The following is a 12,507-nucleotide window of genomic DNA, read 5'->3' as shown; positions in this document are numbered from 1 at the left end:
ATTATTTTGATGATGCTATTGTAAGTGCTTCTGCTACTGCATTCTCTCCAAGCGTTATTTTAAAATTATTATCCCCGAATCCTTTTGCCCCTTTCATAGACAAATGGCCTGCTTGTTTAAATAGATCTTCAGAAACTGTTTTTCCTTTCAGAAATTTTTCTGTTTCAGTCAGTCGCCATGGTTTATGTGCCACACCTCCCATAGCCAATCTGACATCACTTATGGTATTATTTTTTACATCTAAAGCCACAGCAACAGACACTAATGCAAAAGCATAACTCGTCCTGTCACGAACTTTAAGATAATGCACATTTTTAGTAAAATTATTATCTGGAATTTCAACAGCAGTAATCAATTCTCTGCTGTCAAGTGTATTGTCTTTTTCTGGTGTATTTCCAGGAAGTTTATGAAAATCAGTAAACTTAATTTCTCGTTTTCCTTTTGGACCATCTACCAAAACTGTTGCATCGAGCGCCGCCAAAGCCACACACATATCACTTGGGTGAACAGCAATACAACTATCCGAAGTTCCAAAAACAGCCGCCATTCGGTTAGAACCGCCAATTGCACCACATCCGCTTTTTGGAACACGTTTGTTGCAAGGCATATCGGTGTTGTAATAATAAGAGCATCTCGTTTTCTGCAGCATATTACCTCCAACTGTCGCCATGTGACGAATTTGCTGAGAAGCTCCAGCAGCTAAAGCTAACGCCAACAAAAGATATTTTTCTTTAATAGAAGCATCTTCCGCAACCTGACTATTTTTTGCCAATGCACCAATCGAAACTTTTCCTTTTAAAAATTCTATTTTCTTTAAGTCTAATCCGTTAATGTCTACTAATTTATCTGGAGCGACGATATTCTTCTTCATCAAATCCACCAGATTGGTTCCTCCCGCAATAAACATAGAAGAATCATCTTTTGCTTTTCCTGTAATTGCCGAAGAAGACGACAAAGCTTTAATTATCTGAAAGTTTTTCATATTTCCTTCCCTCCTTCCTTCACTTCCGTTATGGCGTCAACGATATTATGATAAGCACCGCATCTACAGATATTACCACTCATATATTCACTAATTTCTTCTCTGCTATTAGCATGGCCTTCTTTGATACAAGCAATTCCTGACATGATTTGTCCTGGAGTGCAATAGCCGCACTGAAAACCATCATGCTTGATAAAAGCTTCCTGCATTGGATGCAGTTTTTTTCCTTTCGAAAGTCCTTCAATCGTAGTTACCTGTGCGTTTTGCTGCATCGTTGCCAAAGACAGACACGACAAAATTCTAGTTCCATTTACATGCACCGTACATGCTCCACATTGTCCGTGGTCACATCCTTTTTTGGTTCCAGTAAGCTGTAACTGTTCGCGAAGCAAATCTAACAACGTAGTTCTTGGCTCAATATTCAGATTGTGTTTTGTGCCATTTACTTCAATAGAAAGCGGTACTGTTTCTAAATATTCCGCTATTTTTTCATCCCATTTCTTTTCTGTAGCCATAACCAATGAAGGCGGCGTCAGGGCAAGGGCGGTAAAAAGTCCTGATTTCTTTATAAAGTCACGACGCGAATTGGAATCTTCGGGTGTTACTTTATTCTGGTTTGTTTTTTTAGAAGCCATTCAATCTATTTGTTAAATTAGCAAATTCGCTTTTGTCATTCTAACAAATTTAGCGATCTTATGTAAGAAAAAATTATAAAATTCAAACATTACTCTTATTTAGAATAATTACAATTTCTTCCTTTTTTTTTAGCCGCAAAGAGCGCAAAGGGTTTTCGCAAAGTTCGCTAAGTTATTTTTCTCTCGCAGATTTGGCAGATAATGCAGATTTTGAATACGATGAAAAGATTTACACAGATTCTTTATGATAGAAATAAATAAAAAATCTGTTTAGATCTGCAAAATCTGCGAGAAACAAAAATTATACACATTAAAATTTTACGTTCTTTGCGAAAACCCTTTGCGCCTTTGCGGTTAATTTTTTCACGTAGATTAATTCTGAAATTGTATTTTTACTGAACTAAGCCCAAATTATGCCACAACAAGAAATCATTTATCTTGATAATAATGCCACGACCCGTGTTGATGAGCGTGTTGTGAATGCAATCCTTCCGTATTTTACCGATTTGTATGCAAATTCAACAGGAGCACATTTAGCGGGATTGACGGTAAAAGAAGCTATTGAAAACGCTGCATGGCAAACGGCAGATTTAATAAATGCCGATGCAGAAGAAATCATATTTACTTCGGGTGCGACTGAGGCAATTAATCTCGCAATTAAAGGTTTAGCCGATCAAAACCGAAAACATATCGTTACCATTCAGACCGAACATAAAGCGGTTCTGGAAACCTGTCACTTTATGGAAAGCATTGGTTTTGAAGTAACTTATCTTCCTACTGATTCCTATGGACTTATAAGTCTTCAACTTTTAGAAGAAATAATTACAGATAAAACATTGGTTTTCATTGGAATGTTTTCTAATAATGAAACTGGTGTCATACAAAACATTAGTGCGATTTCTAAAATATTGAAAGCCAAAAATGTACTTTTTATGTGTGATGCGACACAGGCGGTTGGAAAAATTCCTGTTGATGTAAAAAAACTCGGAATTGATCTTTTGACTTTATCTGCACATAAATTTTACGGTCCGAAAGGAATTGGTGCTTTATATATTTCGGCGAAAGCCAAAATAAAATTGTCTCCTCAAATTCTCGGAGGCGGACAACAAAGAAAATTACGAAGCGGAACGATAAATGTTCCCGGAATTATAGGTTTAGGAAAAGCATCGGAAATTGCTGTAAATGAATTAGAAAAAGATCAAAATAGAATTTCTCTATTACGAGACAAACTTGAAAAAGGTTTGTTACAATTTGAAGGTTCTTTTGTAAATGGAAATATAGAAAACAGAATTTACAATACTTCTAATATTTGTTTCCCAGACGTGAATTCAGAACAGCTGATTCTGGCTTTGGGAAATATTTCTGTTTCTAATGGCGCTTCTTGCTCTGCGGTTACTTCTAAGCCTTCTCACGTTTTAAAAGCAATGGGCTTGTCTGATGAAGAGGCTTTTAGTTCGATTCGTTTTAGTTTGGGAAGATTTACTACTTCTGAGGAAATTGATATTGCTGTTGAGCGTTTTTTGAGTCTCGCTAGGCAGTTTGCCACGAAGGCGCTAAGTTTTTTTCTTTTTTTATACTTTTAATCTCGCAAAGTCGCGGAGACGCAAAGTTTTTATAAATTGCTTCCTGTTAGTTTGCCACTAAGGCGCTAAGACTCTAAGTTTTTTTTCTTTTTGTATGTTTTAATCTCGCAAAGTCGCAGAGACGCAAAGTTAATTTTTGTCATCCTGACGAAGGAAGGATCACACTAGAAACTCCATAAAGTAAATCCTCAATCTTTGTCAACTCCCGCGTGTGATCCTTCCTTCGTCAGGATGACAAACTGCATCTAGAAAAGCCGTGTAAAAAAACTTTGTCACTCTGCAACTTTGTCCCTTTGCCCTTCGCTTCTCTGCGACTTTTCGAGATTACAAAAAATAAAAAACTTAGAGTCTTAGTGCCTTTGTGGCAAAATCAAGAAATCAACTTAGAGTAATCTTCCTCGGTATCAATATCAATATTCCCTTTTTCGAAAAGAACTGAAACTACATCTTCTGTATATTTTTTAATGAGCTTTTTGGCACCCTCTTGACCTTTTAGCTCTAGAAGTTCTTGAAAGTATTTTTTATGAAATAAAACTGGCGTTCCTAAAGTTTCAGAATAAGCTGAGGCTGCGATTCCTTTTTTGGTTTTATTAGACTCAAAAATTAAATTTTCAAAGACAGAAACCGTTACAAAAGGCTGGTCGCAAACTGCTAAAATGCATTGTTCGCAATCTGGATTTAAAAGCAATAATTCCTTAATTCCTTTTACAATTGAAGAAGACATTCCGTTTTCCCATTCCGAATTAAATGCAAATGTTATATCAGTTAAATTAAGCTCTTTTTCGATTAAATCATGGTTTGAACCTGTCACGACTATTACAAATGAATTTTCAACCTTCAAAGCTTCTGAAACGGTGTTTTTCAGCAAAGTGGATTCTTTATATTCCAGCAATTGTTTCGGTCTGCCTAATCTGGAAGAATTCCCCGCCGCCAAAATAATAATGCCTGTTTTATTTTGAAATCTATTCTCCATAATGAATTTCATCATGTATTTTGCCTTCTTTATATTTCAGCGACGTTCCTATTCTTACTGAAGCTATCGCTTTTATTTCGGAAACAATCGACAAAGCGATTTCTTCTGATGTTTCTGCGCCAATATCGAGCCCAATTGGAGTATGAATACTTTTCATCTGCTCTTCGTTTACTGTTATTCCTTCGATAGAAAGATCGTCCAGCATTCGGTTGAATTTTGACTTCGGACCCAAAATTCCGATATAATGGAAATCGGTTTTTAGCAACACTTTTAAAACAGCTAAATCGTATTTGTAATTGTGCGTCATTAAAGCAAAATAGGTCTGATTGTCAATAACAATATTCTCTAAAAATTGTTCTGGATTTACCACCGAAATTTGATCGGCTTTAGGAAACCGTTTTTTAGTTGCATGCGTTGCGCGTCCTTCTCCAATAGTAATTTTCCAGCCTAAAATTGAAGCCATTTTTACTAAAGGCTGAATGTCGTTTCCTGCGCCAGCAATTACAAGCGAAATAGAAGGTTTTATGTATTCGATTAAAGCTTCGTTGTCGTTTTCTTCCTGAAGTTTTTTCACTACAGAAGTTTTAGTTTTCAGCACTTCTTTTACATCCGAAATTACATTTAAAACTTCGTTATTATGATTTAAAACAGGACTGTCTTTTCTAAAAAACAAAGTTGTTCCAATCTGAAAAGCATTTCTTTTCAAAGAAAAAACGGTTACAATTACAGCTTCTTTTCTTTCTAATTCCAATTGCTGCAAAATCTGAATTGGGTTGTTTGAAACTTCTTCGCCAATATATTCAAAAAGAATATGAACGATTCCGTTGCATCCGAGCTGTAAACCCACTTCTGCATCATCTTCGTTATTCGTATTGTAAGTAACTAATTTATTTTGTTTTTGATGGATTGAAAGAAGTGCTTTTCGTAACGCGTCGCCTTCCAAACAACCACCACTTATTGCACCGGTCAATTCTCCATCTTCTGTAACCAGCATGCGAGCGCCAGGCTGTCGGTATGACGAACCTTCAACTTTAACGACCGTTGCTAGAGCTGTTTTTTTTCCTTCGGATTTTGCTTGCGAATAGGCTTTAAGAATTTCGTTGATTTCTTTCATAGATACTTCTTCATCAATAGAAACTTAATATTGATGACATTGTTTATTTGCCTAAAAGTAAAAAAATATTACAAACTTAAACACTGCAAAGTCATTTAAGTTTGTAATATTCTTTTTGAAAAGTCCTTTTTAAACTGCCTATGTTATTTTATTCATTTAATTCTAAAAAATAATTCAGATTAGACTTTATTATTTTTTTGTTTCTGTCTAACAGATATAGTTTTTCGGGATTTTTACTGTAATAACCGTAATAAATCTGATCTTTTTCTGGTTTATCCCAGTTTAAGATATAGATTGTTCCATCAAGATCTTTCTCTAAACCTCTTTCGGTATTGATATTACCTTTTTCTTTAAAGTTTTTTTCAGGCTGTTTCCCTTTGTATGTACTAGATAATTGAAATGTATTGTCTGCAATATCAATTTTTAGAACCGTTTCTATTCCTTCACAATCTGCACATGGCAGCGTTCCTTCATAAACAGAAATAGTATCATCTGGTTCGTTTTTTTCATTACTAGCAATAGTATCTGTCAAAACAGCATTATTTTCATCTTTACTATTTTTAGAATTACAAGACGCTATAAGAGCCGATGCAAAAGCAAGAATAATTATTTTTCTCATAATATTTTTTTTCTTCAAATATAAGGAATATTCTTACCTGAACAATAAATTTAATCTACAGCGATATCACTCCCATAATAATAGCAGTCTGTACGGCCTCTGCAGTATTGGTTACTTTTAGTTTTTCAATAATATTTTGTCTGTGGCGTCTTACAGTGTAAACCGAAATATGCATTTCTGTTGCAATTTGTTCACTTTTATTTCCTTTTGCTACACTGGTCAAAACCTCTATTTCTCTTTTTGAAAGTATATTTTCTGTATTGTTTTTATACTTTTCTGGTTCGATTACATCGCCCGTTTGAATATTAAAAATTTTCCCGTCAATTCCAGTTCGAGGCTGCAAATCTGTTGATGGCAGATATAAACATAAGGCAAGAGAAATACTTCCGTTATTAAATGTGTTCAAATAAATCGTACGGTGATTTATGTGCGTGATTTTACCGTTAGAATCTTTCATTCTCAGACGACTGAAGGTACTGTAATTACTATATTCTTCTTTTGGAATTTCTTTTAAAAACTGATAAAAATTGAGTTCTAAAACGTGACGTTCAACCAAATCGACTGAATTGATTTTAGTAAAAATACATTCTTCAAAAGCAGAATCAATTACAGCATTTTCATCTGGAAGTCCGAAAATAGAACCGAAACTTCCAGCATAAATATAACTTTTGTCGGATTGATAATCGGATAAAACGGCTACACATTGTTCTATTTTGACATAATTGATAACAAATTGTTTGTACATTTCGATATCATTTGATTCTCCAATTTCAAATTTTTGTTCTAAAAACGTAGTCATTAATTGGTTTTCTATTGAAGAATTTTGAGGCATTGGAAAGTATAATTGGTTAATTTTAGGTATTGCCTCTTTATTGAAGCCATTCTATTTTTGGAAAACTAAAAATATCACTTTCTATCCCAAAAAAATAATCTATGAAAACATTTTTTTACAATGCCATTATCCTCCTTGGTCTTTCTGCTTTAACGAGCTGCAATACTAAAAACGAAACTGCAAAAACAGCCATGAAAGAAGAAACCAAAACCGATTCTGCATTTGTAAATGGTTCTCCTTGCAATATTAAATTATCTTCTATACATTTTACAAAAGCAGTGAACGGTGCTGATACGTTAATAAAAACCGAAGCTCACGAAAAAGTCATTTTTAAAGCTGGCGAGAAATCTGATTATTTTTCTGATCCAGACGGAAAATTATCGAATACAACAGCGCCGATGCTTTTATCTGAAGTAGACAATACAAAGCCTTTTACGCTTACCGCGAAAGTTACGCCTGAGTTTACAGAAAAAGGATTATACAACGCAGGAGTTTTATATATTTATGTGAATGATAGTTTTTATCAAAAATTTTGTTTCGAACAAGATGAAAGAGGAAATCATCGAGTTGTAACAGTTCGTACAATGGGTACTTCTGATGATAACAATCACGATATTGTAAAACAGCCTTTTGTTTACATGAAAATTTCTTCTGACACAAAAACAGTCGCCAGTTATTATTCGTTAGATAAAAAGAATTGGCAAATGGTTCGTTTATACAAAAACAATTACCCTAAAAAAATCTGGATGGGAATTAGCACACAATGCCCAGTAGACAAAGGAACACAAAGTATTTTTGAAGAAATTAATCTGGAAGAAAAAAGTGTTTCTGATTTTCGCTTAGGAATCTAATCTTGATCTTTTAAGTTATTGAACAAAAACAAATTGTTATTGTTAACATAATTATTTTTTCAAATTGACGTATGATTTATATTACTAAGTTTTGTATTTTTATCTATAGCAAAATAAATATTACCTAACTTTAATAATAAACTACATGGGAAAATTTGTAATCACTACTAGATCTAATGGAGAGTTCCAGTTCAATCTAAAAGCTGGTAATGGCCAAACTATTTTAACAAGTGAAGGCTATACTACAAAAGCGGCCTGCAACAATGGTATTGAATCTGTTAAAAAAAATGCCCCAGACGATGATCGTTATGATAGATTAGAATCTAAAAGCGGAAAACCTTATTTTAATCTAAAAGCTGGAAATGGTCAGATTATTGGCTCTAGTGAAATGTACGAAAGCGTATCTGCAAGAGAAAATGGAATCGAATCTGTAAAGAAAAATGCTCCAGATGCAACAATTGATGATCAGACAGCTTAATTAAAAACTGTTTTAGAAATAAAAAAGCGAGGAACATTCCTCGCTTTTTCTTTATAAATATGTGGTTTATTAATCCAATAAAAACACAATCAACCCTCTTGCTCCATGTGCACCAAGAACCAAAGATTGCTCAATATCGGCTGTTTTTGACGGACCTGCGATGAAAGTTCCAAAACCATATTCCATGTTTCCAATTCTCTGATACGCTTGCTGCATCGTTGGCACAAGATCTTTTTTATGAACGATAATCGCTAAATACTGCGCGATAAAAGGTGCAACACGCTGTCCTAAAATATCATCTGTAACCCAAAGTCCGCTGTTTTCTGCCACTCCAAAATGTGCTTTTACAACCGTTAATTCAACATCTTGAAGCGAATGCGGATCTACTGTTTTCCAATCTAAAGAAGCAATTTCAGAAAGTTCTGGAAGTGTTGTAATTAATCGTTTCTCCAGATTATAATTGGATTTAATGTAATTGATAATTTCATTATAATCAGCAACTTCCACAGGATCGCCTCCAATTCCTTTTAAAACTGTTTTGTAGGTTTCTAATACATCAAATTGTTCAGAACCTAAAAGATTTAGATCAGGCAGTTCTGCAACCTCATTCGGCTGATTCAGTTTTATTCTTTTTAAAATTTCGCCTTTACTACTCATTCTTTTTATTTTTAGATTCTTTCGAATTTTTCTTGTACCATTCTCTAAAAGATTCTTCTGGAACATCTGGCATTTCGCGCTGATCGTACCATTTATTCATTTTATTATTGACCATTCCTGGAACGTTCTTCATTACAAATCTTCCCGATTTTCCAGCAATATTAAAAACTGTTGGATTCGCCAATACCGTCGCCATCGTTTTCATCGCAACCGTTTTGGCAGTTGGCGTATGCCCTTCTTTTACCAAAACCTGACGCCATTTGTATAATTGATCGTGAATATCAATTTTCACCGGACAAACGTTGGTACAAGAACCGCAAAGCGTACTTGCAAAAGGCAAATCGGCATTTTTGCTCATATCTAAATTTGGGGCCAAAATAGAACCAATTGGTCCTGCAACCGCATTATGGTAACTATGTCCCCCGCTTCGTCTGTAAACTGGACAAGTGTTCATACAAGCGCCACAGCGAATACATTTCAATGAATTTCTAAAATCTTCTCTTCCTAATTGTGTGCTTCTTCCGTTGTCTACAATTACGATATGCATTTCTTTTCCGTCTCTTGGTTTCTTAAAATGACTTGAAAAAGTGGTAATAGGCTGTCCAGTTGCGCTTCTTGCCAATAATCTTAAGAAAACACCTAAATGTTCTCTTTTCGGAATCAGTTTTTCGAATCCCATACAAGCGATATGAACGTCTGCTAAGTGCGCGCCCATATCGGCATTTCCTTCATTGGTACAAACCACAAATTCCCCTGTTTCCGCAACCGCAAAATTGACTCCTGTTAAAGCTACTTTTCTAGTCAAGAAAGTATTTCTTAAACTATGGCGAGCAGATTCTGTCAAATATTGCGGATTGAAATTTCCTTTCTCTGTACCTAAATGTTCGTGGAAAGTTTCGCTTACATCTTCCTTTTTTAAGTGAATCGCCGGAAGTACAATATGACTCGGTGGTTCTTTACGAAGCTGCACGATATATTCACCTAAATCAGAATCAATAACTTCAATTCCTTTTTCGGCTAAATAATCATTTAAATGGCATTCTTCTGTAAGCATCGATTTGGATTTCACCATTTGCTTTACATCGTGTTTAGCCATGATAGAATGCACAATTTCGTTGTGCTCTTTGGCATCAGCTGCCCAATGTACAATTATTCCGTTTCGTTGCGCATTCGCTTCAAATTCAACTAAATAATCATGAATATTAGAAAGCACATTAAATTTAATTTGAGAAGCGGTTTCACGTAACAGTTCCCAATCCTCAATTTGATGTGCTGATTTATCTCTTTTAGCACGCACAAACCATAGCGTTTCATCATGCCAATTGACACGCTCTACGTCTTTATTAAATTTTGCTGCGGATTCGCTGTGCGGTATTATTTTTTCTGATGACATCTTTTGTCGGTTAAAAGTTGTTTTACCATTAAGGCATTAAGTAAATTAAGCTAAACTTTATGAACTTAATTTCTTAACGGTGAAAAGAAAATTAAGCTTACTTAAATCTCTTATTTTTTTACCAATAAATATTTAACACTAAACTTAATTTACTTAATATCTTAATGGTAGAAAAAAAATTAGTTTTCGAGTGAATTTAATATTTCAGCAATGTGAATGGTTTTGATTCTGCTTTTTTGTCTTTTTAGAATTCCGTCCAAATGCATTAAGCAAGACATATCTCCACCCGTAATATAATCCACATCATGACTTTCGTGATCTTTAATACGATCTTGCCCCATTTTTACAGAAACTGCTTCTTCGGTAACGCAGAACGTTCCTCCAAAACCACAGCATTCATCTTTTCTCGTTAAAGCCACCAAATCAAGCCCTTCAATATTGTGTAATAATTGTTCAGGCTTAGAGAAAAATGGTGCGTTTAATTCAGACATTTGCGAAAGCTTTAATCCGCGCTGACCGTGACAGCTTACGTGCATTCCCACTTTAAAAGGAAATCTACCGTCAATGTGGTCAATTTTTAAAACGTCGGTTATAAACTCCGTAAGTTCGTAAACTGTATTTCGAATTGCTGTTGCCTTCTCTTCTTTTTTTTCGTCATGCAAATGGTCTTTTACATGCAAAACACAACTTCCAGAAGGACAAACTATGTAATCAAATCCAGAAAAATTGGCAATAAAATTGGCGTCGCATCCTTTCGTTAAATGCGCATAACCGCTATTAGCCATTGGCTGTCCGCAGCAAGTTTGCCCCATCGGAAATTCGACGTCACAACCTAATTTTTGTAGTAATTCGTAGGTTGCGATTCCTACTTTAGGATAAAATTGGTCGACATAACAAGGTATAAAAAGTCCAATTTTCATGTTGTAGTATTTAGTGTGTTGTTCATTTTGGCGTGTACTGTAAAAATGTAAAAAATACGTTTCTCAGCAAATTTACAACATACAGATCGTTTTTACCTAATGTTTATAGAATTTCAAGTCAATTAAATCGTTCTGAATTGGTTTCGGATTCCAATTATCGTGAATAGCCAAAGCTGCACCCAAAGCACTCGCCTGCGCCATCGAAGCAGCATAGACTTCAATATCTGGAAAAGCTTCTGCCAATAAATTCATATAAATGGAATTTTTACTGAAACCGCCATCTACAAAAATCTTTTTTACAGGACTGTTATGAATGACCAAATTGGTAGAAAAAACCTGCTGTTCTACCAAATCCAGCACTAATTGGTGATAGGCTGTTTCGTAATTTTTATAATGTGAAAGATCTCTTTTTTGAAAAGGGCATTCTTTCAAGATATCAAAATTGTATTTTTTTGGATAAAAAATTTGATAATTAAGCGCTCTTAAATTGGCTACGATTTTCTTGTCAAAATAAACTTCTTTGTAAGTATCAACTGGAACATTAAAATGCTGCGCCAAACGCTTGGTTTGCACTTCGTGTTCGTTTCCTGCAAATAAACGAGCCGCTTTTACAGGTTTCTCTGTGTACTGCATATAACACAGACAATCGTTTTGCGATTCGTCAAAAGTCAAAGGTTTATTATTGAAAGGATTCAAAGAAATACTCCAAGTTCCTGTAGACAACAATACAAAAGGTTCTGTAAAATTGATTGTATACGGAATAATGGCCGATGAACTATCGTGAAGACCAACTCCAATTGCCAGATTATCGCGAGTCATAATGACATCTTTTCCAAAATGAATTGGTGGTATTTTATCTGAAATACCTTCTTCTTTCAACCATTTATGATATTTCATTTTTTTGAAATTCCACAAATTGGTGTGACAGCCAATACTGGTAATATCAGCGTAGGCTTCATTCGTTAAAAGAAAACTTAAAAACTGCGGCAAGTGCAAGCAGTATTTTACTTTTTCAAAAATTTCGGGTTTTTCTTCTTTCAATCGGTAAATCTGCATTCCCGAATTTAAACTGCCCAAAACAGGAGAAGCTGTTTTTACAGCAAACTTTTTTTCTCCTTTGTATTTTTCATAGAAATGAGATTTTAATTCTTCTGGATAATCTTTTAAATAATTATACAGAGGAGTTAAAACTTTTCCGTTTTCGTCTATATAAACAAAACTTGCTCCGTAAGTGCTAAAATTGATGGCTTTTAAAACATAATCTTTAAGCTCTTTTATTTCAGATAATCGATCTAAAATCCAATTTTTAAGTACTTCGATATCTTCACACGGAAATCCGTCTTCGTCTGTAGTTTCTTCCAGATTAACCGATTTCTCCCAGACAATTTTATAATTTTCGTTAAATAAAAAAACCTTTTTGTTTGTTTTACCAATATCAAAAATCGCAACTACATTCATTTATTCTAATTA

General features: G+C 34.5%; 13 protein-coding genes. 3 read left to right on the top strand and 10 right to left on the bottom strand.

Annotated elements, in window-relative coordinates:
• Window position 1: 1 nt before the first annotated feature.
• Window positions 2-982, bottom strand: coding sequence for an FAD binding domain-containing protein (locus AC3Y25_RS15650; RefSeq protein WP_489903363.1), 981 nt, complete (start codon window positions 980-982; stop codon window positions 2-4).
• Window positions 979-1,617 (bottom strand): 2Fe-2S iron-sulfur cluster-binding protein, encoded by a 639-nt coding sequence (locus AC3Y25_RS15645; protein WP_095930758.1) that lies wholly within the window; start codon window positions 1,615-1,617, stop codon window positions 979-981. Before AC3Y25_RS15645 ends, AC3Y25_RS15650 begins: the two co-directional genes overlap by 4 nt.
• A gap of 413 nt (window positions 1,618-2,030) precedes the next feature.
• Between AC3Y25_RS15645 and AC3Y25_RS15640 the strand changes: the two genes are divergently transcribed.
• On the top strand, window positions 2,031-3,200 hold the full coding sequence (locus AC3Y25_RS15640) for a cysteine desulfurase family protein (RefSeq protein WP_489903362.1): 1,170 nt from the start codon (window positions 2,031-2,033) through the stop codon (window positions 3,198-3,200).
• A gap of 370 nt (window positions 3,201-3,570) precedes the next feature.
• On the opposite strand, the gene AC3Y25_RS15635 is transcribed toward AC3Y25_RS15640, so the two are convergent.
• From AC3Y25_RS15635 to AC3Y25_RS15620, 4 genes are all read right to left on the bottom strand, one after another.
• Window positions 3,571-4,188 (bottom strand): nucleotidyltransferase family protein, encoded by a 618-nt coding sequence (locus AC3Y25_RS15635; protein WP_489903361.1) that lies wholly within the window; start codon window positions 4,186-4,188, stop codon window positions 3,571-3,573.
• Complete coding sequence (locus AC3Y25_RS15630; protein WP_489903360.1) at window positions 4,163-5,287, bottom strand: XdhC family protein; 1,125 nt, start codon at window positions 5,285-5,287, stop codon at window positions 4,163-4,165. Before AC3Y25_RS15630 ends, AC3Y25_RS15635 begins: the two co-directional genes overlap by 26 nt.
• A 148-nt stretch (window positions 5,288-5,435) precedes the next feature.
• On the bottom strand, window positions 5,436-5,906 hold the full coding sequence (locus AC3Y25_RS15625; RefSeq protein WP_489903359.1) for a copper resistance protein NlpE: 471 nt from the start codon (window positions 5,904-5,906) through the stop codon (window positions 5,436-5,438).
• Window positions 5,907-5,961: 55 nt separating this feature from the next.
• On the bottom strand, window positions 5,962-6,705 hold the full coding sequence (locus AC3Y25_RS15620) for a response regulator transcription factor (protein WP_489903358.1): 744 nt from the start codon (window positions 6,703-6,705) through the stop codon (window positions 5,962-5,964).
• A 134-nt stretch (window positions 6,706-6,839) separates the two neighbouring features.
• Here AC3Y25_RS15620 and AC3Y25_RS15615 point away from each other — a divergent pair, with 134 nt between their 5' ends.
• Window positions 6,840-7,589, top strand: coding sequence for a DUF1349 domain-containing protein (locus AC3Y25_RS15615; protein WP_489903357.1), 750 nt, complete (start codon window positions 6,840-6,842; stop codon window positions 7,587-7,589).
• A 145-nt stretch (window positions 7,590-7,734) separates the two neighbouring features.
• Window positions 7,735-8,067 carry a YegP family protein gene (locus AC3Y25_RS15610; protein WP_489903356.1) on the top strand — a complete coding sequence of 111 codons (333 nt, stop codon included), beginning with the start codon at window positions 7,735-7,737 and terminating at the stop codon, window positions 8,065-8,067.
• A gap of 69 nt (window positions 8,068-8,136) precedes the next feature.
• On the opposite strand, the gene AC3Y25_RS15605 is transcribed toward AC3Y25_RS15610, so the two are convergent.
• The 4 genes from AC3Y25_RS15605 to AC3Y25_RS15590 all read right to left on the bottom strand — a co-directional run bounded on the left by AC3Y25_RS15605 (window position 8,137) and on the right by AC3Y25_RS15590 (window position 12,495).
• Window positions 8,137-8,724 carry a LutC/YkgG family protein gene (locus tag AC3Y25_RS15605; protein WP_111289576.1) on the bottom strand — a complete coding sequence of 196 codons (588 nt, stop codon included), beginning with the start codon at window positions 8,722-8,724 and terminating at the stop codon, window positions 8,137-8,139.
• Window positions 8,717-10,117, bottom strand: coding sequence for a lactate utilization protein B (locus AC3Y25_RS15600; RefSeq protein ID WP_489903355.1), 1,401 nt, complete (start codon window positions 10,115-10,117; stop codon window positions 8,717-8,719). Before AC3Y25_RS15600 ends, AC3Y25_RS15605 begins: the two co-directional genes overlap by 8 nt.
• Before the next feature lie 179 nt (window positions 10,118-10,296).
• Window positions 10,297-11,037: a (Fe-S)-binding protein gene (locus tag AC3Y25_RS15595; protein WP_489903354.1), complete on the bottom strand. Its 741-nt coding sequence runs from the start codon at window positions 11,035-11,037 to the stop codon at window positions 10,297-10,299.
• A gap of 96 nt (window positions 11,038-11,133) precedes the next feature.
• Window positions 11,134-12,495: an FGGY-family carbohydrate kinase gene (locus AC3Y25_RS15590; protein WP_489903353.1), complete on the bottom strand. Its 1,362-nt coding sequence runs from the start codon at window positions 12,493-12,495 to the stop codon at window positions 11,134-11,136.
• Window positions 12,496-12,507: the final 12 nt, after the last annotated feature.

The sequence above is a fragment of the Flavobacterium sp. LK-23 genome, assembly GCF_058135255.1.
The sequence above is the reverse complement of the archived record's forward strand: the minus strand, read 5'-3'. Positions and strand labels throughout refer to the sequence as shown.